This window comes from Vibrio sp. T11.5 (assembly GCF_027587155.1).
GTDB classification, from domain to species: Bacteria; Pseudomonadota; Gammaproteobacteria; order Enterobacterales; family Vibrionaceae; genus Vibrio; species Vibrio neptunius.
This window is the reverse complement of record NZ_JAPPTP010000001.1, coordinates 649,933-673,236: the sequence shown is the minus strand read 5'-3', so window position 1 is coordinate 673,236 and position 23,304 is coordinate 649,933. Positions and strand designations below refer to the sequence as shown.

25 protein-coding genes are annotated in these 23,304 nt (G+C 44.8%); 9 read left to right on the top strand and 16 right to left on the bottom strand.

The window, feature by feature from the left end:
- The first annotated feature begins 394 nt into the window (after positions 1-394).
- Positions 395-3,097: a bifunctional acetaldehyde-CoA/alcohol dehydrogenase gene (gene adhE / locus OH455_RS03160; protein ID WP_269980314.1), complete on the top strand. Its 2,703-nt coding sequence runs from the start codon at positions 395-397 to the stop codon at positions 3,095-3,097.
- Positions 3,098-3,430: 333 nt separating this feature from the next.
- On the opposite strand, the gene minE is transcribed toward adhE, so the two are convergent.
- From minE to minC, 3 genes are read right to left on the bottom strand one after another with little or no spacing between them, the layout of a single operon-like run.
- Positions 3,431-3,694, bottom strand: a complete 264-nt coding sequence (gene minE, locus OH455_RS03155) for a cell division topological specificity factor MinE (protein WP_045976721.1) — start codon at positions 3,692-3,694, stop codon at positions 3,431-3,433.
- The gene (gene minD, locus OH455_RS03150) at positions 3,695-4,507 is read right to left on the bottom strand and encodes a septum site-determining protein MinD (RefSeq protein WP_269980313.1); all 813 of its coding nucleotides are present in this window, start codon (positions 4,505-4,507) and stop codon (positions 3,695-3,697) included.
- A gap of 20 nt (positions 4,508-4,527) precedes the next feature.
- The gene (minC, locus tag OH455_RS03145; RefSeq protein ID WP_206368867.1) at positions 4,528-5,190 is read right to left on the bottom strand and encodes a septum site-determining protein MinC; all 663 of its coding nucleotides are present in this window, start codon (positions 5,188-5,190) and stop codon (positions 4,528-4,530) included.
- Positions 5,191-5,352: 162 nt separating this feature from the next.
- On the opposite strand from minC, the gene OH455_RS03140 reads away from it, so the two are divergent.
- From OH455_RS03140 to OH455_RS03125, 4 genes are all read left to right on the top strand, one after another.
- A complete protein-coding gene (locus OH455_RS03140; RefSeq protein ID WP_045976724.1) occupies positions 5,353-5,640 on the top strand; it encodes a YcgL domain-containing protein in 288 nt (95 codons plus the stop codon).
- 42 nt (positions 5,641-5,682) lie between these two features.
- Entirely contained in the window at positions 5,683-6,648 is a 966-nt protein-coding gene (locus OH455_RS03135) for a lytic murein transglycosylase (RefSeq protein WP_269980312.1), read from the top strand.
- 50 nt (positions 6,649-6,698) lie between these two features.
- Positions 6,699-7,646, top strand: coding sequence for a LysR family transcriptional regulator (locus tag OH455_RS03130; RefSeq protein ID WP_206368870.1), 948 nt, complete (start codon positions 6,699-6,701; stop codon positions 7,644-7,646).
- 222 nt (positions 7,647-7,868) lie between these two features.
- The gene (locus OH455_RS03125; RefSeq protein ID WP_269980311.1) at positions 7,869-9,068 is read left to right on the top strand and encodes a NupC/NupG family nucleoside CNT transporter; all 1,200 of its coding nucleotides are present in this window, start codon (positions 7,869-7,871) and stop codon (positions 9,066-9,068) included.
- Positions 9,069-9,101: 33 nt separating this feature from the next.
- Here OH455_RS03125 and OH455_RS03120 read toward each other — a convergent pair whose 3' ends face one another.
- A complete protein-coding gene (locus tag OH455_RS03120) occupies positions 9,102-9,350 on the bottom strand; it encodes a YkgJ family cysteine cluster protein (RefSeq protein WP_269980310.1) in 249 nt (82 codons plus the stop codon).
- Positions 9,351-9,609: 259 nt separating this feature from the next.
- On the opposite strand from OH455_RS03120, the gene OH455_RS03115 reads away from it, so the two are divergent.
- Positions 9,610-10,017, top strand: a complete 408-nt coding sequence (locus tag OH455_RS03115; protein WP_269980309.1) for a DUF2850 domain-containing protein — start codon at positions 9,610-9,612, stop codon at positions 10,015-10,017.
- Positions 10,018-10,164: 147 nt separating this feature from the next.
- Entirely contained in the window at positions 10,165-10,605 is a 441-nt protein-coding gene (locus tag OH455_RS03110) for a YcgN family cysteine cluster protein (protein WP_045976730.1), read from the top strand.
- Between the two features lie 84 nt (positions 10,606-10,689).
- On the opposite strand, the gene OH455_RS03105 is transcribed toward OH455_RS03110, so the two are convergent.
- The 10 genes from OH455_RS03105 to gap all read right to left on the bottom strand — a co-directional run bounded on the left by OH455_RS03105 (position 10,690) and on the right by gap (position 20,731).
- The gene (locus OH455_RS03105; protein ID WP_269980338.1) at positions 10,690-10,974 is read right to left on the bottom strand and encodes a putative quinol monooxygenase; all 285 of its coding nucleotides are present in this window, start codon (positions 10,972-10,974) and stop codon (positions 10,690-10,692) included.
- A gap of 37 nt (positions 10,975-11,011) precedes the next feature.
- Entirely contained in the window at positions 11,012-11,407 is a 396-nt protein-coding gene (locus OH455_RS03100) for a VOC family protein (RefSeq protein WP_269980308.1), read from the bottom strand.
- Positions 11,408-11,490: 83 nt separating this feature from the next.
- A complete protein-coding gene (locus OH455_RS03095) occupies positions 11,491-11,796 on the bottom strand; it encodes a ribbon-helix-helix domain-containing protein (RefSeq protein ID WP_269980307.1) in 306 nt (101 codons plus the stop codon).
- 124 nt (positions 11,797-11,920) lie between these two features.
- The gene (locus tag OH455_RS03090) at positions 11,921-13,498 is read right to left on the bottom strand and encodes an alkaline phosphatase (protein ID WP_269980306.1); all 1,578 of its coding nucleotides are present in this window, start codon (positions 13,496-13,498) and stop codon (positions 11,921-11,923) included.
- A gap of 409 nt (positions 13,499-13,907) precedes the next feature.
- On the bottom strand, positions 13,908-14,264 hold the full coding sequence (locus tag OH455_RS03085; RefSeq protein WP_269980305.1) for a hypothetical protein: 357 nt from the start codon (positions 14,262-14,264) through the stop codon (positions 13,908-13,910).
- A 202-nt stretch (positions 14,265-14,466) separates the two neighbouring features.
- Positions 14,467-15,393: a ChaN family lipoprotein gene (locus OH455_RS03080; RefSeq protein WP_269980304.1), complete on the bottom strand. Its 927-nt coding sequence runs from the start codon at positions 15,391-15,393 to the stop codon at positions 14,467-14,469.
- Positions 15,394-15,476: 83 nt separating this feature from the next.
- Positions 15,477-16,301, bottom strand: a complete 825-nt coding sequence (gene rlmA / locus OH455_RS03075) for a 23S rRNA (guanine(745)-N(1))-methyltransferase (RefSeq protein ID WP_269980303.1) — start codon at positions 16,299-16,301, stop codon at positions 15,477-15,479.
- A gap of 115 nt (positions 16,302-16,416) precedes the next feature.
- Positions 16,417-18,453, bottom strand: coding sequence for a methyl-accepting chemotaxis protein (locus OH455_RS03070; RefSeq protein WP_269980302.1), 2,037 nt, complete (start codon positions 18,451-18,453; stop codon positions 16,417-16,419).
- Between the two features lie 243 nt (positions 18,454-18,696).
- Positions 18,697-19,581, bottom strand: a complete 885-nt coding sequence (locus OH455_RS03065) for a D-hexose-6-phosphate mutarotase (protein ID WP_269980301.1) — start codon at positions 19,579-19,581, stop codon at positions 18,697-18,699.
- Positions 19,582-19,735: 154 nt separating this feature from the next.
- The gene (gene gap, locus OH455_RS03060) at positions 19,736-20,731 is read right to left on the bottom strand and encodes a type I glyceraldehyde-3-phosphate dehydrogenase (protein WP_006962931.1); all 996 of its coding nucleotides are present in this window, start codon (positions 20,729-20,731) and stop codon (positions 19,736-19,738) included.
- Positions 20,732-21,067: 336 nt separating this feature from the next.
- Here gap and msrB point away from each other — a divergent pair, with 336 nt between their 5' ends.
- Complete coding sequence (msrB, locus tag OH455_RS03055; protein WP_269980300.1) at positions 21,068-21,472, top strand: peptide-methionine (R)-S-oxide reductase MsrB; 405 nt, start codon at positions 21,068-21,070, stop codon at positions 21,470-21,472.
- 53 nt (positions 21,473-21,525) lie between these two features.
- On the opposite strand, the gene OH455_RS03050 is transcribed toward msrB, so the two are convergent.
- Complete coding sequence (locus tag OH455_RS03050) at positions 21,526-22,347, bottom strand: DUF2989 domain-containing protein (RefSeq protein WP_269980299.1); 822 nt, start codon at positions 22,345-22,347, stop codon at positions 21,526-21,528.
- A 107-nt stretch (positions 22,348-22,454) separates the two neighbouring features.
- On the opposite strand from OH455_RS03050, the gene OH455_RS03045 reads away from it, so the two are divergent.
- Complete coding sequence (locus OH455_RS03045; protein WP_045976741.1) at positions 22,455-22,742, top strand: YeaC family protein; 288 nt, start codon at positions 22,455-22,457, stop codon at positions 22,740-22,742.
- Between the two features lie 64 nt (positions 22,743-22,806).
- Here OH455_RS03045 and OH455_RS03040 read toward each other — a convergent pair whose 3' ends face one another.
- Entirely contained in the window at positions 22,807-23,304 is a 498-nt protein-coding gene (locus OH455_RS03040) for a YchJ family protein (protein WP_269980337.1), read from the bottom strand.

The following is a 23,304-nucleotide window of genomic DNA, read 5'->3' as shown; positions in this document are numbered from 1 at the left end:
TTGGATGTTAGCGCCTTATCCTCGATTAGATATAAGCTTAGTAGCACAATGTTCGTGGAGTACATGTAATTCTGTGGTCATAAAATGAAACTTTTTTACAGTTTGTGTTCAGTTGGAAAGTTGAAAGGCGCATGATTGATAAATTTGTTGTGTTTTAAAATTTGCTTTTATTGCTTTAAATTCAAGTTCTTATGATTTTTATTTGATGCCGGCTACGACTTAATAGGTAAATAGTATTTCAGAACTGATCTGGGTCAATTTTTTTCATAACTTGAAATAATATAATCAGCCCTGAAAGCAATTTACTAAGAAAGACTGTGAAATCAATGCTCAATGCGTCTACAGCTTACTTACTAAAAAGTTTTTAATATTTGTTAATTTTAGGAGATTCCCTATGCCTGTAACTAATATGGCTGAACTAGATGCAATGATTGCTCGCGTTAAAAAAGCGCAAGAAGAGTTCGCTACTTACTCTCAAGAGCAGGTGGACAAAATCTTCCGTGCAGCGTCTCTTGCCGCTAACCAAGCTCGTATCCCGCTCGCTCAACAAGCGGTAGAAGAATCTGGTATGGGTATTGTTGAAGATAAAGTAATTAAGAACCACTTCGCTTCTGAGTTTATCTACAATAAATACAAAGACGAGCAGACTTGTGGCATCCTAGAAGAGGATGACAACCTAGGTACTATGACTATCGCAGAGCCAGTAGGTATCATCTGTGGTATCGTACCAACGACTAACCCGACTTCTACTGCAATCTTCAAATCTCTAATCTCTCTGAAGACTCGTAACGGTATCATCTTCTCGCCACACCCTCGTGCGAAGAACTCTACTAACGACGCAGCTAAACTTGTTCTAGATGCAGCGGTTGCAGCCGGTGCGCCAAAAGACATCATCGGTTGGATTGACCAGCCATCTGTAGAGCTTTCAAACGCTCTAATGAAGCACGATGACATCGCTCTTATCCTTGCAACTGGTGGTCCAGGCATGGTGAAAGCAGCTTACTCTTCTGGTAAGCCAGCAATCGGTGTCGGTGCAGGTAACGTTCCTGTCGTTATCGACGAAACCGCTGACATCAAACGTGCTGTCGCTTCTATCCTAATGTCTAAGACGTTCGATAACGGCGTAGTATGTGCTTCTGAGCAGGCTGCAATCGTAGTTGACGAAGTATATGACGAAGTTAAAGAGCGTTTCGCTTCTCACAAAGCTTACGTACTAAGCAAAGCTGAAGCAGAGAAGGTTCGTAAGGTTCTTCTTATCGACGGCGCGCTTAACGCGAAAATCGTTGGTCAACCAGCGCCGGCCATTGCTGAAATGGCAGGTGTTACTGTTCCAGCAGACACGAAAGTTCTAGTTGGTGAAGGTCTGGGTAAAGTATCTTACGACGACGCATTTGCTCACGAGAAATTGTCTCCAACATTAGGTCTGTTCCGTGCTGACAACTTCGAAGATGCTGTGGCACAGGCTGTGACTATGGTTGAGATTGGCGGTATCGGCCATACATCGGGTCTATACACTAACCAAGACGTTAACGCAGACCGCATCCGTTACTTCGGTGACAAGATGAAGACCGCTCGTATCCTAATCAACATCCCGACCACTCACGGTGGTATCGGTGACCTGTACAACTTCAACGTTGCACCTTCTCTCACTCTAGGTTGTGGTTCATGGGGTGGTAACTCTATCTCTGAGAACGTGGGTCCTAAGCACCTAATCAACAAGAAAACTGTAGCGAAGCGAGCTGAAAACATGTTGTGGCACAAACTACCTAAGTCTATCTACTTCCGTCGTGGTAGCCTTCCAATCGCACTTAGCGACCTAGAAGGTAAGAAACGCGCATTCCTAGTCACTGACCGTTTCCTATTCAACAACGGTTACGCTGATGACGTAGTTAACCTGCTGAAAGCTCAAGGCATGGAAGTTCAAACCTTCTTCGACGTAGAAGCCGATCCAACTCTGTCTGTAGTAGAGAAAGGTGCTGAAGCGATGAAGAGCTTCCAACCAGACACTATCATCGCGCTAGGTGGCGGTTCTCCGATGGATGCAGCGAAAATCATGTGGGTAATGTACGAACACCCAGATACGCACTTCGAAGAACTAGCAATGCGCTTTATGGACATCCGTAAACGTATCTACAAGTTCCCTAAAATGGGCCAGAAAGCAGAGCTTGTTTGTATCACGACAACTTCAGGTACGGGTTCAGAAGTTACGCCATTCGCGGTGGTGACTGACGACAAAACTGGTGCTAAGTACCCACTAGCTGACTACGAAATCACGCCAAACATGGCTATCGTAGATGCTAACCTAGTCATGAACATGCCTAAGTCTCTTACAGCATTTGGTGGTTACGATGCAGTCACTCACGCTCTAGAAGCTTATGTCTCTGTTCTAGCAAATGAATACTCTGACGGTCAGGCTCTACAAGCACTCAAGATGCTAAAAGAGTACCTACCATCAAGCTACGCAAATGGTGCAGCAGACCCAATCGCTCGTGAGAAGGTGCACAACGCAGCAACTATCGCTGGTATCGCGTTTGCTAACGCATTCCTGGGTGTTTGTCACTCTATGGCGCACAAGATTGGTGCTGAGTTCCACCTACCACACGGTCTGGCGAACGCACTGCTCATCTCTAACGTGGTACGTTACAACGCGAACGACAACCCAACTAAGCAGACTGCATTCTCTCAGTACGACCGTCCACAAGCCCGTCGTCGTTATGCTGAAGTAGCTGACCACCTAGGCCTTAGCCAAGAAGGTGACCGTACTGCTCAGAAGATTGAACGTCTACTAGCATGGCTTGACGAGCTGAAAGCTAACCTAGACATCCCGATGTCTATCCAAGCTGCTGGCGTTTCTGAAGCAGACTTCGTTGCTAAACTAGACGAACTGGCGGTAGAAGCGTTCGATGACCAGTGTACCGGTGCTAACCCTCGTTACCCTCTAATCACAGAGCTGAAGGAAGTTTTACTCGCATCTTTCTACGGTAAAGCGTTCGTTGAAGGTGAGACTTTCGAAGGTACGACTGTTATCAAGAAGAAAGCAGATCAGGTAGCCGCTAAAGCAGCACCAAAATCAAAAAAAGCAAAAGCTAACGCATAAGTAAGCGGGTCAGTGTTGAGATAGGTTTTCGCTAGCACGAAACCTAATTATCGGGATAAGAACAAGCCCCAACCGAAAGGTTGGGGCTTTTTTTTCGGGCGGAGCCCTTAGAGAACGCTTCGCTGCTGGAGCACTTCGCTGCTTGAGAACTGGATCGGACTTCGTCCTCCGAGAGGTTGGGGTTGGTAGAACGGTGAAAGAACCTTTAGTACAAAGGTGTGGACAGTACTTTTTCCCCAGGAAGAGATAATAATCCAGCACTCCAAATAAAAAGGGTTGACGCTCTCACGCCAACCCTCTAAACGTTCTCTAGTTCTCTAGTTCTCTAGCTTTCTACTTCTCGTCTTCTGGAAGTTTGATATTCAGCTCCAGCACCGAGATATCATCGTCTTTGTGTTCAAAAGAGAGATCAACCATAGAAGGATCCACAGCGACGTATTTACCAATGACCTTGAGAATGTCTTCTTTTAGCTGTGGCAGGTACGAAGGTGATGGATCACCCTGACTGCGGCGCTCTGCAACGATGATTTGCAGACGCTCTTTGGCTAAATTGGCAGACGTTTTCTTCTGCGGGCGGAAAAATTCAAGTAATGACATTTAGCCTCCGAATAGTCGTTTGAAGATCCCTTTCTTCTGCTCGGTTAGGAAGCGGAAATCCACTTGTGATCCTAATAAGCGCTCGACAGTGTCGTTGTAAGCCATACCCGCGTCTGTCTCGTTATCGAAGATCACAGGGACACCTTTGTTTGACGCATTCAGTACTGCCTGACTTTCAGGGATGACGCCAAGCAGTGAGATATGCAGAATTTCTTCGACATCTTCTACGCTCAGCATTTCACCTTGCGTCACGCGTGCTGGATTGTAACGGGTCAGCAGTAAGTGTTGTTTAACGGGCTCTAATCCTTCTTCAGCACGGCGAGATTTTGAATCCAAAATGCCCAAGATACGGTCTGAGTCACGAACCGAAGAAACTTCAGGGTTCGTTGTCACAATCGCTTCATCTGCAAAGTATAGCGCCATTAATGCGCCTTGCTCGATACCTGCTGGAGAGTCACAGATAATGAAATCGAAGCCCATTTCATCCAGTTCGTCTAAAACACGGCGAACACCATCGCGAGTCAGTGCGTCTTTATCACGAGTCTGAGAGGCGGGTAGAATGAAGAGATTATCTGTGCGTTTGTCTTTGATCATGGCTTGATTGAGCGTTGCTTCGCCATTGATAACGTTGACGAAGTCATAAACAACGCGGCGTTCACAGCCCATGATCAAATCGAGGTTGCGTAGACCAATATCAAAATCGATCACTGCGGTTTTCTTTCCTTTCAGTGCCAGACCTGAAGCAATAGCGGCACTTGATGTGGTTTTACCTACACCACCTTTACCTGACGTGACAACAATAATGCGTGCCATTATGTGTTCCTTATTAATCTTTAAACGGTTAACAACTCGAACTTGAGCGAGTCATTGTCCAAACTGAACATAACTTTTTTCTGCCAGTATTCATCAGCAAACTGTTCTGTGAGCCAATAGTGGCCGGCAATTGACATTAATTCGGCATTAAGCTTATTGCAGATGATCACTGCACCCGTGTTGCCACTGGCGCCAGCAATCGCGCGACCACGAAGTGTTCCGTGAATGTGAATAGAACCATCTGCAATAACCTCGGCACCTTCACTGACGTGGCTCAACACTACTAAATCACAGTCCTTGGCATAGATCTGCTGACCAGATCGTACCGGAGTACGAATGATTTTAGTTGGTGCCATTTTCGCCGGAGCTTGAGAAGGGGATTTGCTAGCTGACATAACAGCAAAATCAGCCTCTGAAGCCAGATTCTGAGTGCGTTTATCGCGGCACCCTGTCACACCAACCGGAATCATTCCGGCATGTGAAATCCCTTGTTTTAGTCTCGCAAAGTCAATATCACCATCAACTTTTGAAATATTGATGACAACAGGGGCGTGAGCGAAGAAAGCTGGCGCTTGTTCGACTTTTTCACTGAGAAATTGCAGTGTGTTTTCAACATCGTTGTTTGAAAGGTGTAAAACGGACAAAGTAAAACTACTACCTTTCAGGTCCGGTAAATTTGACATCTTTTTTTAGGAACCTCGTAAGGACGTTGCCTGAGACTAGGGTTGTCATGTTATATTCCCATAATAAGCACAGCAAGTTATCTTGCGCTCAATTGAGTGTTTTGCTGTAAAAAATAGCGAAACATTGACGTTCTCTGAATCTAAACAGACAAAAGGCTTACCATGCTTTGTGCAATTTATAAAAGTTCTAAAAAAGAAGGCGCTTACCTATATATCCCGAAAAAGGATGATTTTTCACAAGTTCCTGACACTTTGATGCAAATGTTTGGCAAACCTATTATGGTTATGGTGGTCAAACTGGAAGGGCGTACTCTGGCACAAGTTGATGTCGATAAAGTAAAACAATCTCTAATCGATGATGGTTTTTTCTTGCAATTGCCGCCGCCGCCCAAAAACCTACTCGATGAATATAAAGAGCAAAAACAAGCTCGTCAGCAATCTGAAGAGTAAATAATCATTGGATTGTTGTTTTTATTGCTCAAGGAGGGCAATGTGAAAAAACTACTGTCAGTCGTTCTAGGATTAACACTCTCTACTTCTGTTTATGCGAATGAGATCAGTTTTGAGCAATACGTTGAAGGCTTAAAACAAGAAGCGCGTATCAATGGTATTTCGGAGCAAATTATCAATCAGGCTTTCGGCAATGTGACTCATAAGCCTCGAGCTGTAAAAGCGGATAAGAACCAACCGGAAAAGAAATTGACACTGGATGAGTATATTCCTCGTGCAGTCCCAGATTGGAAAGTAAAGCAGGCTAAAGCGTTGTACAAAGAGCACTATGCAGAGTTAAGCCGAATTGGTGAAGAATATGGCGTACAACCACGTTTTATTGTTGCATTGTGGGGCGTGGAAAGTAACTTCGGTAAATTCACGGGTAACTATCCTGTGATCGATGCATTATCGACGCTCGCCTACGACGGCCGTCGAGAAGCTTTCTTCCGCAAAGAAACCATGGCCGCACTGAAAATATTGCAAGAAGGACATATTCCATTCAGCGATTTTAAAGGCTCTTGGGCAGGAGCCATGGGGCAATGTCAGTTTATGCCTAGCTCGTTCCTTGCTTATGCCGCGGATGGAAGTGGTGATGGTAAGAAAGATATTTGGAATACCGAGTCGGACGTGTTCGCGTCAGCTGCCAATTACCTGAATCAATATGGTTGGAACGACAAGTTCACTTGGGGGCGTCAGGTTAAATTGCCGCAAGGTTTCGACATGAACCTTGAAGGGCGTGTTGAAGGTAAAGAGAAAACGCTCGCTCAATGGAATCAACTTGGTATCACTCGTTACGATGGGAGCCCATTGCCACAAGTGAACGTGGATGCATGGTTAACTGCGCCAGACAATGCCAATGGGCGAGTCTATCTGGTTTATAACAACTACAATGTTTTGATGAAGTGGAATCGCTCATACTACTTTGCTTTAGCCGTGAGCCATTTGGCCGACAGAATAACGCTTTAATTGTTTTGATTAGGAGCTCTTTGGAGCTCCTTTTAGTTTGTGGAGTCCCTGTGCTATCTGATCGTGCATCTCAAATGGTGGTGTTCGCCGCCTTACTCACTCATAAAAACTTTACTCAGGCTGCGAAGAGCTTAGGGGTCTCGGTTTCACATGTTAGTAAGCAACTGGCGCTGCTAGAAGAATCGCTAGGCGTTAAACTGGTTCAACGAACGACCAGAACTTTTACTCCTACTGAGGCAGGGGAACAGTTTTTTTATCATTGCCAGAAAGTGGTGCGAAGCGTTGAAGAAGCGCACCTCGAAGTGGAAAGTCAGAAAGATGAAGTGGCGGGTTTGATTCGAATCGGTTTATCGCAGTCTTTTGGGACTTTGCACATTCTCCCTGCGATCGATGAGCTGCGAGAGCAATACCCCAATCTGAAAGTTGAGATGCATTTGTTTGATTATAAAGTCGACATGTTACAAGAGGGATTGGATCTTTGGATCACCAATAACGAGACGCTACCTGAAGGATATGTCGCTCAGCGTTTAGCGGACAGCCAGTTCGTGGTAGCCGCTTCGCCAGAGTATTTGATGAAACACGATACGCCTCATCACCCGAACGATTTGGTTGACCACAATTGCTTGATTTATCGAAGCTGGGAGCGTGACTACACCCATTGGGCATTTTCCAGCCATGATGATCAGCTGAATGTGAAAGTATCTGGAAATTACTCGGTCGATTTGGCAGAAGCAGTGCGAGATGCTGCCGTTGCTGGATGGGGTGTTGCCTACCTTGCCACTTATCTCATTCGTGATGAGTTTAAGCAAGGTCAGTTGATTCAGCTTTTGCCTCAGTGGTTACCCAGTCAGAATATGCCTTTTTATGCCGTTTATCCTAGCCGTCGTTACCTGTCGACCAAGACAACCGCGGTGATTGAGTTCATCAAGAGTAAAATTGGTTCACCCTGCTACTGGGACAAACGATTGTCTCCCTATATTCACCGACCTCAAGCCTGATTGGTTGCTTTAGATTTTTTCTGTTTTTAGAAACATTCTTTTTATATGGAAATAATAACGAAAAGCAAACGTTTATCTTGATTTAAAACAGCCGCTTATCGACTTGATTAAAGTTTGAGTTGTTCAAATTAAACCGGATTTTAACAACTTAGATTTGCATCTCTTTTGGAACGGAATATTATCCGACGCCATTATTTATGGCCCTTTTAGTCGGATATTTCCATGAACTCAATCCTCGGAATCATAGCCATTTTTGCTCTTGCATGGCTACTTTCTACCAACAGAAAAAATATTAACCTGAAAACTGTGTCCTTAGCCTTTGCTCTGCAGGTGACTTTTGCGCTGTTAGTCCTCTATGTACCCGCTGGTAAGGAAGCGCTAAACAGTGTCACAGCAGCCGTATCCAATCTGATTAACTATGGCCAAGAAGGGATAGCCTTTTTATTTGGTGGCTTGGCAACGGGCGGTTTTACATTTGCTATCAATGTATTGGGTATTATTGTCTTCTTCTCAGCACTGATTTCTGGCCTGTACCATATTGGGATCATGCCTAAAGTGATCAATGTGATTGGCGGCGGATTGCAAAAACTACTCGGGATAGGTCGGGCTGAATCTTTGTCTGCGACGGCAAACATTTTTGTCGGTATGATTGAAGCGCCACTTGTGGTCAAGCCATACTTGCGCCAAATGACCGATTCACAATTATTTGCTGTGATGACAGGCGGCCTGGCGTCAGTTGCTGGTGGCACGTTAGTGGGGTATGCGTCATTAGGTGTTGATCTCAATTTCCTTATCGCTGCAGCGTTTATGTCTGCGCCTGCGGGATTGTTGATGGCAAAACTGCTAGTGCCTGAAACCGAAAAAATTGACGCTCAGGTTGAAATAGACAATGTTGACATGCCCCGAGCGACAAATGTTGTTGAGGCGATGGCGGATGGCGCGATGTCCGGCTTACGAATTGCTGTCGCTGTAGGGGCAACCTTATTAGCGTTTATCAGTGTCATTGCCATGCTTAACGGTATGTTGGGCTGGGCTGGCAGCCTGGTAGGCATAGAATTAAGCTTTGAGCTTATCCTAGGTTACTTGTTTGCCCCTGTTGCATGGCTACTGGGTGTACCTTGGAATGAAGCGATTACGGCAGGTTCGCTTATAGGTAATAAGGTTGTGGTCAACGAGTTTGTTGCCTTTATTCAACTGATGGAAGTGAAGTCTCAGCTCAGTGATCATTCACAAGCGATTGTGACATTTGCTCTGTGTGGCTTTGCGAACATTTCAACAATGGCTATGCTGATTGGTGGTTTGGGTAGTTTGGTGCCTGAGCGTCGAAGCTTTATTTCAAAATATGGATTCCGCGCCATTGCGGCCGGTGTCATGGCCAATTTAATGAGTGCCGCCATTGTTGGTGTGATACTCAGTCTCTAAAACGAAAAGCCGCTTTGTGATAAAGCGGCTTTTTTATGTCACATTTTCGAGTTCAGTAATATTGTCGATGGCTTGCTGGTTTGTAGTACCGCAGACCACAGGGCAGGGCTTAAATTCGTGGCACACTTTTGGTCGTTCCGGTTTACCAAACAACTTACACAAATTCTCTTCATTGAGCTGAACGCATCTTGTGCCTGCAGGTTTGCCTTTCGGCATACCCGGGATCGGCGAAGAAATACTTGGCGCGATACAACACGCTCCGCAGCCTAATCGGCATTCCATAATGATGACCTTATTGATAATCGGGGCGCGATGTTAGCAAAAAAGATGGCCCCTAGCAGTATAAAACGCTTCCCTCGTATCAATTGTTTACTTAATGGCATTCATTACTTGGTCGCCTAAATGACGATAATGCGGGTGTATTTTTTACTATAATTTATATTTTTGTCAGTTTCATCCGTGTTCCACTAAACTTAACAATAAAGGGTCAACGCGTTTTGGTGCTTTGTAATGTCGGGTACAATTGGGAGTGTCGTGTCAGATGAGCGATAAAAGTTTTTGGGCAAAACATTCCAGTAAAATAGCCTCATTTATCGGTGTTTGTGGTGCCATCATGATCGGTATCGGCATCTATTTTGTAATGGAACATGAACACCAGAAAGCGAGACAAGAATTGCTTGGTGTTTGGGAAGAAGCGAATGTTGCGACCTACGCCGCCAATACGCTTCATGTCGCGGAAGAGGGGATTTACTGGAACGAAGACTTAATCAGTACCCACTTTGCTTTTGACGGCGAAACTCTTGAATTTAATTTGGGTAATAACCAACAGCGTTATCACCTCGATAGGCTCAGAGGAACCTTAGTGCACCTTAACGGTAGCTACAAAGCGAAATACCTCAAACAAACAACAAGAAGTTACGCTTTCGGCAATCGTGCTAGAGGTCGTTGAGCTCGCTAGTTTGTGGCGTAATTGCGTGAGTGATTCAAAGTCGTGATTGTATCGCTTTGATATCTCTGTCGAGTACAAATATTGTCCTTGAACTTTATGCGTCTAAACGGTATAAAACGCTCCCCTGTCCGAGACCGAAGTAATGTTATGAGCCAGCCATTTTGGGAAAGTAAATCACTAGAACAAATGACCGAACCAGAGTGGGAAGCACTCTGTGATGGTTGTGGTAAGTGCTGTCTACATAAACTCATGGATGAAGACACAGAAGAAATCTACTACACCAATGTGGCTTGCAGTTGGTTAAACAGCAAAACTTGCTCGTGCAAAGACTATCCCAACCGATTCACTTCTGGTGAGGAGTGTACCAAGTTGACCCGTGATGATATTGATGATTTCACTTGGTTGCCACATACTTGTGCTTACCGCTTATTGGCGGAAAATCAGCCTCTTCCTCAATGGCACCCTTTGATCACAGGCTCTAAATCTGCGATGCATGCCGCTGGCGAAAGCGTACGCAATAAAATCGTGTATGAGATTGATGTGGTGGATTGGGAAGACCATATCTTAAACCATCCAGATAGAACTTAGCTTATAGCTCTTTGTGTCCACCCGCATAAAGTTAAGTGATATCACTCAGATTAATTTAGGAGCGCCAATGGCGCTCTTTGTCGTTTATAGCTGGTCATAAAAGGTGATGGTTGGTTCTTGCTCTAGCAAACCTTCCAAGCGGTCTAAAAGGTTGAGAAAGTGCGCCTGTTGGCAATGCTCATCAAAAGCCTGCTTGTCAGTGAACTGCTCTTGAAACATAAAGATTGCAGGGTTTTTGCTGTCCTTTAACAGGTTATAGCGTAGGCATCCTGGTTCATTTTGGGTAGGTTCTAGCATAGCAACTAACAAGGACTGCAGTACGCTTTCTTGGCCAGCTTTGGCGTGAAAAGTCGCGGTTAAGTTTATCATCATGTTTGCTCTGTAATTTTCGATTTTTCGTTGTTATTTACTGGTATCTTCCCTGACGTTGCAGGAATTCGATTTCGTATCCATCGGGATCGGTAATGAAAAAGAGAGTAGCGAGATCAATATTTTGATGCTGTATGGTTTTCATTTCAGAGGGATCCAGCCCAAGTGCATTGAGTTTATGATGCGTCTGATGAATATCATCGACTGATACAGCAATATGCCCGTAGCCGTTCCCATGATGATAAGCTTCTTCTGTATCATGATTGTAGGTCAGCTCCAGTTCAAACTCAGTTTCGCGGTTGGCAAGATAGGTCAGAGTAAAATTGTCAAAAACAAATTGGTCTATCACCTCTAATTCTAATGCGCTGCAATAAAATGCTATTGAAGTGGCTAGGTCTTTTACCCTTACCATAGTGTGAATGAGCCTTGTCATTGTTACCTCCTGCTCTGTAGGCTGGAAGAATAAGGGGTAAATTTGAGCAGAAGGTAGTACCGGGGTACGACAATGAAAAGATTTTACTGATGGGTTATGAGCTGCTGCTTGACCGCTGCCATTACATCGTCGGGCTGGCGAAGGTAGATGAGGCAAGCACAACGCAGTAGTGAGGTGAAGTTCTTGATTTCTCGATTGTATTTCAACGCTTCTGAGTAAATTACGCTGATAAAGCGGGGCAGTGTCATGGATTGTTGCTGCGCGATTTCCTCTAAGATCTGCCAGAAACTGGCTTCGAGCTTAATACTGGTGGCGTGGCCATCAATGCGGAGCGAGCGGGCAATAATCTGGTAGTTTTCTTGAGGTTGATTAGAAAATATTTCACACATATTACGATGCTGATCGATGATAAACCATTATTTCTAACCTGCCCCTCAAAGCGAGTCAACATAAAGTGGCACCACTAAAAACGCCCCGTAGGGCGTTTTGTTTTGTTGATAGTTCAAGGTGTGTTTATTTAACCTGCGTCTTAATGTATTCCCCCAGTTCTGAGTGATGCATGATTTTAGACACAGGAATAATGGCTTCTGCCGGCCCCCAAGCAAATACGTTTACTGGGGTATGTGTGTGTGTACCCGTGCCCCATACAATGTTTTGGCCAGTGGCCTGCTCACGTGCTAGCAGGTTGCCGCGGTCGTTATATGGGAAGAAAGCATCAAAGTCGTTAATTGCCGGGATTTCCTCAGCGGACAAATACTTATGACCGGCCAAACGGTATGGGTTGGGTTTACTGGCAAGGACGTTCGCTGCTTGGCCGGACGTTATCGGGAAGTCCGTATTCTTGTTCACCATTTCTGCAAATTTAGCTGCAGTTTGCTGATTTTTATCCAGCTTTTGGAACTCACTCACGATGCCGTAATAGCTCTTCTTCTGGTTGTATAATCCATCTAAGATCTGAAATGCACCAAAGTTAAAGTTAGGAGCGTAACTACGCTCGGCAAAAGCTTCGCCATCACGTTGCTCTGGTTTTGGCAGATCCTGAGAAGAATAGCTAAAGCCAAAAGAGCCCGTTTCATGGTCAGCGGTGACGATGACAATCGTATCTTCACGGCCTTGTGCCCATTGATAAACGGTATTCACAGCTTCATCAAATTTGATCATCTCATGTAACATGGTGCCAGCATCATTACTGTGTCCCGCCCAGTCAATTTGGCCGCCTTCGACCATGAGGAAGAAGCCGTCTTCGTCTTTCGAAAGAATATCCAGCGCTTTATCCGTCATTTCTTTGAGGCTTGGTTGAGTGCGCTCTGGATCATTTTTACTTACGCTATAAGCAATGCCGTCGTTCATACCAGAGTAGGAGAACAGGCCAAGCAACTTATCACCTTGCGCTTTTGTCATCATGTCACGGTTAAAGGCAAGTGAGTAACCGTCTTGCTGTGCTTCAGTGAGCAGGTTGCGGTCATCTTTACGCTTAGACTTAAGGTAAACATCACCCCGAGTCAGTGTTTTTAACTGGTTGTATGTCTGGCCTTTGTCGTTGGTGGACTTTGGAATCCAGTGACGAAGGCCGCCGGATAGCATGACATCTGCTCCTGTTTCCAACATGTCAGATGCAATGTCATTCTCAAGAGAGCGATGAGGTTGGTGTGCGGCAAATGAGGCTGGGGTTGCGTGAGTAAGGCGAGTATCAGAAACCAACCCGGTTGCTTTGCCCATGCTTTTAGCTTTTTCTAAAACAGTCTGAACATGGTTACCTTGAGAGTCGATACCAATGACCTCTGAGCCAGTATAAATACCTGTTGAAAGCATGGTTGCCGAACAAGCAGAGTCAACCACGATGGCATCTTCAGGGTGGGTCAGTGAGGAACCGATTACCCCTTCTTGAGCAAGTTTAAACAGTGCCGTCGGTTGACCTTGGTAAATGGAATTCGGGGCTTGATTTGCATAAGTTTCTAGCAGGCCAACCTGCTGTGGGCCCATTCCGTCACCAATCATTAGAATAACGTTCTTAATGTCGGCAGAAAGTGCATTAAAAGAGAGCGCAGAAGTCGCGACTGCCGCGACAAGAGGTTTGGTTAAGTGCTTCATCGAATTGTCCTTATTTATAAAAGCGTCCCGATTAAATCACTGTTACATTTCATATTTATTTCATCAATGTATTGATTTATAAAATTGATTTCATTGTCGGTTTCTGTGTCCACTGACACGAAAAAAGTAGAATAAAATAGGTTTTTTAATAGCAGGGTACCCGTACATCAGCGGTATTCGATGTTTTGCAACAAGGTAAGACACACAATGTAAAGGGGTTGCAGTTGGACCGAACGCTACTGTTGTGTTACGCCTTCATTGAGGAGTGAGGGGGCCCTCAGTGCGATTAATAAATGTAATCTGTGTTGACTACTGAGCAGAGCAGAGTGGGAACATAACGAGCACAGCCTTTCCCCGCCGTCACTGAGTCGTTTCGGCGGAAGGGGAAAAGCCATCGAGCGGGTTCGCTCTATATTAGCGCCAGAAGTATTCCGCCCACTGTTGCCGCGGCGGAAAGGTATTGCCCCGCAGAGTAAGCGCCATCGTCTTCTTCTTTGATTTCATCAGGTTTATCAATGCCTAACGCCCCATGGGTGAAAGATTCTACCTGCTCGCCAACCGTCTTATTGGCTTTTTCAGCAGCTTTCGCTTCTTTATCAATTTCCTGCAAAGCGGCAAGCAACGCTCTTCCTTCATCAGAAAGCGTGACTTTATTTTGCTCCACTTTAAGCGGCGCAGAGCCATTATTTGGCTCACTTTGATTCGCTTGAGGTTTGACCTGCTGGGCTGGGGTCAGCTTTGCTGGCTCCATTCCTACTGGTGTCATAGCGATCTCCTTACATCATCCTCATGGAATATATCGACCAATGAGTGAAAAACTTGTGCAAAATATGTCGATTTTGTATGAAATACATTCAAGCACAAAGTGTGCCTGATTTATTCATTGCATATCAAAACAGTGCTATTGGTTGGATATTTATGATGTGGATTCAAATTATCGTATCATAGCCAGCAAAATCAATGCCGCCTTAGAGACAAGATAAGTCTTGGTTTCTTTTTGTTAGACTGTGGTAAGCCTTGATTTGATTCTCCATTTGTACATATCGTACAGGAGGAGCGAGGACCTTTAGCTGGTAATCTCGGCTATCAGATATGACGTCCTCTGTCGGAGTGATCACGACAACATTCAAATCCGGCTTTCTAGAGAGAATTGAGGCCTTTGTGCCTAACCCGTCTTCGATGTGAAATTTACCGGCAAGATGGATGATCTGCTTGGAAGGGTTCTGTTCAAGATAATGAATCATACTTTCAGCCATAGTTTCATCCCATGTCACTTGAGCGGAAAACTGTTTTTCTGTTTGTTCAGGTTCGCCGTGGTGCATCGAGGCCATAAATTTATCTTTGTATGGGCTGGGAGCGACATCGATGGTCTCGGCCACATAAGCGCGCTGTTCAGGGGCAAGCTTTTCAAGGTAATCAAGTCCTTGCCGCCCAATGCAACGTACTATTGGCTTGGGGGCATTGGCGGCGATAACGTCGATCTGATTGGCTTTAGCCAGCTCAACCAATGGGCGATAGTCACTTTCATAATTTGGCCAGGCGCTAGCGCTCTTAATCAGCATTTGTTCACCAATTTCACCCGCTAGGTACTGATTGATAATACTTTGGCTGTCGCGTGAGAATTGCTCCATAGAGACTGCGACATCATGGCCTTGTGAAATAAGAGCTTTGACTAGGTCGGTTTGAAAGCGATGAACACCTGAATGGGTATGCCATTCTCCCACCAAAATGATGTCTGCGTTTTGAATGCCTTTACCAAAACGACTTAAAGATACGGCTTGAGCGTCAGGGGTGAAGAGTTGGTAATCGTAGAAACTGGTCACTTCTTGATGAGTTGCCGTTGAACAAGCTGACAAGGTCAGGCAAGCCAAAGGTACAGTGAGAAGTTTGCGCATAACAGGCCTCCTAAATATGATGCGAGGATACTAATGGAGGCAGCAAGATAACTCAATCTAAATGAGAATTATTATCTAAATGCTTAGTTTGGCTGTTTGCGATAGATACGAATCATAAAATCTGCCTCGCATTCAAATAACTTAGCTGATTTTAGAGAATTACGCAGTTCCTCACTCGCTTTCCAGGCAAAAGGGGTCATCTGAAGCAAGTCGTCCGCATCACCATCCTGCAACGGCATAGTATAGGACAGCTTGAGAGAGTCTTGGAGGACAAACCCATCGATATTTTCTGGCTCTTCACTATGCAGTCTGACGTCTTGGTAGAGGTGCTCTCGAAGTTGGTAAAGGTGACGAGCCGCAGGTGTGACTGTCATCACGACACCGTTGTGATTGACGACTCTTGCTAACTCTTGTGGTTTGCAAGGGGCGTAGATACGCAATACGGCATCTAGACTGCCGTCTGAAAAAGGAAGGCGTGTACTCGATGCTACGCTGAAAGAACAGTTGGTGTAGCGCTTAGACGCATAGCGAATCGCTACCTTAGATATATCGATGCCATAAGTCACTGCTTCTGGGTGTTGTAATGAAAGTTGTCTCGCGACCTCTGTGGTGTAATAACCCTCACCACAACCAATATCAAGTAACTGGTGCTGAGTGCCCTCAAGGTATTGAGCACAGACTTGAGCCACTTTGTCTTTCAGCGGGCGATAGTAGTCTTTCTCCAAAAAACGACGGCGTGCTTGCATCATCTCTTTATTGTCGCCTGGATCTTTGGAACGCTTATGCTGAACAGGCATCAAGTTGACATAGCCTTCTTTGGCTAAGTCAAAAGCATGATTGTTCTCACAGCGAAAGGTGTGGCCAATGAGCGACAGGCTTTGATGACATAAAGGACAGGTATAAGACATAAGGATCTCAGGATGACAAAAAGAGCGCGAATTCTAACAGGAACCGAGTTTTGAGACTAGCATGGCAAAGATAACACTGCGGAAAAAGGGGCAGAATATATCTGCCCCTTTGTTATTAATGGAAGAAGTCGACTTGCTGTTTCAATGAGCTGGCTTGCTTCTGCAGCTCTTCGGCACTTTGAGCCGTTTTAGCGCTAGTGGCTCGACTTTCTCGGTTCAATTCACTGATAGAATTGGCGTTGGCGGCAATTTCTTGCGATACGTTTGCCTGTTCTTCAGAGGTTGCGGCTATGGTATCCGCCTGCATGGCAATAGATTGTACTTGCGATGCAATGGCCTCTAATGCTGACCCTGCTTCTTGAGCCTTATCGAGCACTTGATTTGCATTACTTTGGCTTTGACCCATCAAATTGACCGCGTTGACTGTAGAGGACTTTAATTTTTCGATAATGGTGACTACATCCTGAACAGACGTTTGTGTCCGGTGCGCTAAAGTACGTACCTCATCGGCGACAACGGCAAAGCCTCGACCTTGCTCCCCAGCTCGTGCTGCTTCAATTGCTGCATTTAAAGCGAGTAAGTTGGTTTGTTCAGCGATTTCATCAATCATCTTGGTAACGGTTTGGATAGCTTCACTGTCTTTATTGACCTGCTCTATGGCTTGTGCGGAATTGTCCAGTTGATCGTTAAGCTGCGCGACATCAATGCATACCCCTTCAACTTTTTCCAACCCTGACTGACTGTCTTCGTTGGTGAGGCGGACATTCTCGGCAATCGCTTCGACTTGCTGTGCTACCGACTGTGCTGACGAAGCCATTTCCTCAATAGCGGTTGCAACTTGCTCAACCTGTTGTTGTTGGATGTCAGATTGGCCGAGGTTTTGGTTGGCGTCCTGAGATACGCTTCGAGACGCGTCTTGAACGGCATCACTTGTAGAATGGATTTCGCTAACCAAGGAATTCAATTGTCCCGCCATATGGGCGACGCCATTATTTAGGTTGATGATTTCATTGTTGGATGTTTTACCTGTCGCAGGGATATCTAGGCTGACCTCACCTTTCGCGAGACGAGTCATGTATCCGTTTAGTATCGTCAGTGGCTTGAGGTTACGGTTAAGAAAAACGGTTAAAATGACGAAGGTTCCCAGAGCGACTACGGTTGCGATCGTGATGATCAGCTTGAGTAAAGTGTCACTGCCTTTGGTGACTTCTTTGATGAATGTTCCGCCTAATAACTTCCAGTTCCAACCAGGAACTTCTGTGTAGACGAGGTATTTCTCTCCAACATTGCCCTGATATTCATATGGGTAGCGGATCAGGCCACTTTTCTGTTCGAAAATTTGATGGAAAGGTTTGTTGCCATCATAGTCGGCTATCTCCATGATCGGCGCCGTGTTTTCGTCATGAACAGGATGCAGCAGGTAATGACCTAAATTGTCCTCTCTATTATCTACCACGACAGTGTAACCCGTATCGCCCCATTTGATAGAGCGCAACGAGTTAAAGAGATCTTGTGTTGCTTGCTCAACAGGCAGACCGATAAATGTAATACCTGCCACCTTATTCTCTGCATTCTTCAATGGTGCATAGTAGGTAATGTAGTTCTCACCGAATAGTTTGACCTGAGCATAATAGGGTTGACCGCTAATGAGCTGGTTGTAACCAGGGTGGTCTATACCTAATGTACTGCCCACGACACGATTGCCTGACGGGTCCTTGAGTGAAGTGGATATACGAATAAAGTCGCCATCAAAAGGAGCAAATAGAGTGGCCACTGCCCCCGTATCACGGGTAAAGCTGTCCACCAGTTTTGCATCATTGATCAAGCTTTCACCGTACTGAGTGACATTCACAACTTGTTGACCGTTAAAGTCGACGGTGTAGTCTTCTACGTAAACGCCTGCAAGATAACCATTCCTAAAGGTAGACTCCAAAACTTTTGCGGTATGCAGGTAGGCATTAAATTGTCCAGCAATAGTCATTGCCATGGCTTCGACTTCAGTTTGATGACCTTTGAGTGTGTTATCAAGCAGTACTTTGGATGCATTTCGATAAACAAGCGTCGCGGTACCTACGAAGGAAACGAGCAAGCAAAGCAGTATGACCAACTTCAACTGAAAGCCAACACTTTGGTTTTTGAATTTTTCGAACATTGTTTCATTATCCTCTCTTTGGAGACGTGTCTTATCGCTGACAATAGTGATCCAGTTGTCATTCAATCGTGATGATAACAACTTGTTTAAAGGTGATAATTGATTCTTATTAACTATTTAAGTAATTAGAAGGTTAAAGAATGTGCGTTGTACAGCGTGTGTAGACTAAAAGACCTGATGGCGAGAGAAATAATTTCGAGCGAGGTCGTGCATTGCAGGCCTCATGGCCTGCAGTGAACCGAGTTATCGAGCTGAGATTGTAGTGATCAGTTGGTATGATTCACTAGGTTGAAGTGTTTTCCCAAGGTCGATATTGGGTGCATGTAGTGTCGATTCCACACACAGCATAGTAAGGTAGCCGTCATCGGACATATCCGACATAGATTCAGCACCTTGTGCCCATGGATTCCATAATACAGCCGAGTTGTGGCCTTGGTTCTCCACGCTTAGTATGCGATCCAACACTGGATCTTTAACTAAAATTTGTGCTTCTGGCTGAGTGTAAACACGGTCTATAGTATCAGTAAGTTGAAGAACCTTGTCCCCTTGGCAGATTTCACCTGCTTTTAGGCTATCGATGTATTCAGGGCCCATCCCAGTAGTTTGTGCTTGTTTGATGTTGCCTACGTTAAGATACGTGTGCAATGCCCCTGAAAATGCCCAAGGTTTCGTATCAGTATTGGTGACGTCGAGCGTTACTTTAAGCTCGTTGCTGACTTCTACTATTAAACGCGCATCAAATTTATGCGGCCAGATTGATAGCGTTTGCTCTGAAGGTTTCAGTCCGAGCTCAATCACAACGCCTTGTTCATTTTCACGATGTTGTAGCAGTGACCACTCACTGGTACGAGCAAAGCCATGTGCAGGCGCAGCAATGCGGCCAAACCAAGGCCAGCAAATTGGAATGCCACCACGAAGCGCTGCCTTACCATCGAAAATGGCGCTGTCGCTCATCCAAATCAGATCTTCTTGGCCTACTGGCGTGAACGATACGATATGTCCACCGTGCAGCGCGATGCCTGCCGTTGCTTTTTCATGAATCACGCGGACGACTTTTACCTGATCAACTTCAACGATAGTGATGTTGTCAGATAACACGGTCAGGGCTGGGAGAGTTTTTAAATCCATGTGTAGTTTCCTATCGCTGGGGAGAGCTTTTCGACATATTTCGCACATTATATGCAATGTCGAGTTTGTATTACTCAAAATCTAGATACAAAAAAGGCGACTCTAGAGCCGCCTTTTCTTTAACGAAGTTATTCGCTAATTGCTAACTATCTAATTACTTAGAGATGTGAGCGATTAGGTCTAGAACTTTGTTTGAGTAACCGATTTCGTTGTCGTACCAAGATACAACTTTAACGAAGTTATCAGTTAGAGCGATACCAGCTTTAGCATCGAATACTGAAGTTTGAACTTCGCCGATGAAGTCTTGAGAAACAACTTGGTCTTCAGTGTAACCTAGAACACCTTTAAGCTCGCCTTCAGAAGCTTCTTTCATCGCTGCACAGATAGCTTCGTAAGATGCACCTTCTTTTAGGTTAACGGTTAGGTCAACTACAGAAACGTTAGCAGTTGGTACACGGAAAGCCATACCAGTTAGTTTGCCGTTTAGTTCTGGAAGAACAACGCCTACCGCTTTAGCTGCACCAGTTGAAGATGGGATGATGTTCTGAGAAGCACCACGACCACCGCGCCAGTCTTTAGCAGAAGGACCATCTACAGTTTTTTGAGTTGCTGTAGTAGCGTGAACTGTAGTCATAAGACCAGATTCGATACCGAACTTGTCGTTAAGAACTTTAGCAATAGGAGCTAGACAGTTAGTTGTACAAGAAGCGTTAGAAACGATGTCTTGACCAGCGTAAGTGCTGTCGTTAACACCCATTACGAACATTGGAGTTGCGTCTTTTGAAGGACCAGTTAGAACAACTTTCTTAGCACCAGCAGTGATGTGCTGACGTGCAGTTTCGTCAGTTAGGAAGATACCAGTTGCTTCAGCTACAACGTCAACACCGATTTCGTCCCACTTAAGGTCAGTTGGATTACGCTCAGCAGTAACACGTACAGTCTTACCGTTAACGATTAGGTTACCACCTTCAACTTCAACAGTACCGTTGAAACGGCCGTGAGTTGAATCGTACTTAAGCATGTATGCCATGTACTCTACATCGATCAGGTCGTTGATACCTACAACTTCGATGTCGCTACGCTCTTGTGCTGCACGGAATACGAAACGACCGATACGGCCAAAACCGTTAATACCTACTTTGATAGTCATTATAGTTGCTCCACAACTTAATTTCTGATTAAAGATAACTGGTAGTAAAATTACAGAATCCAGTCAAAATCTGCAACAGATAATCGGACTTAACTTGTTTAAAGTCAAAAAAAAGCGTCGCTTTTTTTCACAATCAGTCGTAATTGACTATCTTTTGAACGGATTATAGGTTTCTTGTCTAACCAGTTGACGTAAAATAGATCAAACGCTTTCACTTTTGACCAAAGTTTAAGCGTCCTTTTATGGATTCAAAGTATGTGCTACAAACAATAAATTGCGCAAGTTTTTGAGAAAAAAAGTCACAGTAATAGTGATTAATTCGGAGAGAAAGACAAAGTGGAACAGGATAATAAAAAAGTCATCAAACCAAATGAATACTGGCGTGAAACGCTTTCTGAAGAAGAATATCGAGTATGTCGAGAGCAGGGAACAGAAGCGCCGTTCACAGGTAAGTTACTGCACAACAAGGGAACTGGGGTATATTCTTGTACTTGCTGTCAGGCCCCTCTATTTGAATCAGATAACAAGTATGATTCCGGTTGTGGTTGGCCAAGTTTTGATGCCCCTATTAACGATCAGGCTATTCGTTATTTAGAAGATCTAAGTCACGGAATGGTGAGAACAGAGATTAGGTGTGCAGCTTGTGATAGCCATCTTGGTCACGTTTTTCCTGATGGGCCAAAGACAACGGGTGAAAGATTTTGTGTGAATTCTGTGTCGTTAATTTTCAACAATTCTTAAAAAAGCGGTGATTAAATCACCGCTCATTGTTTAATCCTTTCATGTTGTCGACGCTAATTGAAGCTAGGAACCATGTCTCTTTGGTAACGGCCGCTATCGAGCGCGTTTTCAATATTGTCGGCAATATCATCGAGCTGTTTGTACTTGTCTTGACTGAATCCATAAAGAATTTTCATTTCCTGCGCTGAGCCGATAATGGGAACGTCGAAGCGACTCGCCACCATCGCCCAAATGTAAGCTTGTTCTTTACGATTCTGTTGATAGGTAATACTAGCCAGTGTCTTAAAAATGTCCGTATTAAGGTTCTTGCCTTTACTCAGTTCGAGCGATTTGTTGAGTAAGCTTATTGTTTTCTCCAGATCACGGCTGGTATAAAAGGTAGCAAGTGCATACTGCATCTCAGGAGTGTCCAGAGCCGGAGTGCCTTCGAGTTGCAGGAAGCTTCTTTGTGCTTCGTCATCACCCGTTTGGCTCCAAAGGAAATAGAGGGATTCTGGAGAAGAAGACTGACGAATTCGCTCGACTAATTGTTCTAAGTCCTCCCCTGAGTTGATTAATGCATTGAATCGACGCTCTTTTAGCCCAGGCTGTTCAATAGGCTGTATCTGTGAGGCTAATTCAAGGCACTTCTTATAGGCCGCCAGATAGTGGTATTCGGCAATAAGATTGCTGTCGGTCGGTTGTTTAAGCACATCATTACGATGCCAAATCAAGTCGGTTCTGGGTACACGGCACTGACCATCGTTCATATTAAGCCGTTCACATTGTAATCTGGGATTATCGGCGCATAGTTTGTCAGTGTTCTGACGATTTTCGAAACACCCTGATAATGCAATAGCCAGACTTAAGATTAGTAGCGCTCTTATATGATTCATAATTTGATTTGCTTGTGATCCGTTACACTTATTCTTGGGTGCAATCTTGACTAAGAATGCCATCCAGTTATGTTCTTTCCATCTCAGTTACAACTTAAGGATAGACCATGGACGCAGAGCAGTTAATTAATGCCATTACACCAGAGGCATATGAGCGTCTACTCTATGCTGTAGAAACGGGTAAGTGGCCTGAGGGTACACCACTTTCTCATGAGCAGCGAGATTCGTGTATGCAAGCTGTGATGTTGTATCAATCTAAGCATAACGCAGAGGCGCAACATATGACGGTGGCTCAAGGGGGCGAGATCAGTTTTAAGTCAAAAGCGGAACTGAAAAAGCAGTTCAAGCAAGATCAACAAGATATTGTTCGAATCAACCCAAATAAGGACGCTTAGTATCCGACTAAGCTCTGATACGCAAAAGCAGGAAATTCATCCTGCTTTTTTGTTGCCTGGCGGTTTAGCCGCAGCATTTCTTAAACTTTTTGCCGCTGCCACAGATACAAGGATCATTTCGGCCGACTTTGAGTTGTTTTATGGTTTGATTGAGCCGTGGATCAATATCGGGCTCTGGAAACGTGCCATCAATGTAGTACCACAAGCCATTCTCTCTTACAAAACGCGAGCGCTCTTCTAGGCAATGTTGTGTTTTGTCGTCGTTAAAATAAGCTTTAAAAGTGACGAAACCTTCGTTCGCATCTTTACCTACTTCTGTATTGATGACTTCCAACTTGCACCAATCACTTTCTATCGATTGTTTAATTCCTTCGCGTTGTTCATTGGCATGACAACTTGGGTGATAAGTTTCTACCACATAATCGACCAATTGCTTAACGTGTGCGCTATAGCGAGAACGCATTAATTCTTCAGGCGTCGTGGCTTTAGAATGGTCGAGATGAATCGGCTCACAGCAATCGCTGTAGCGCTTTGCTGTCCCACAAGGGCAATATTGCATGAT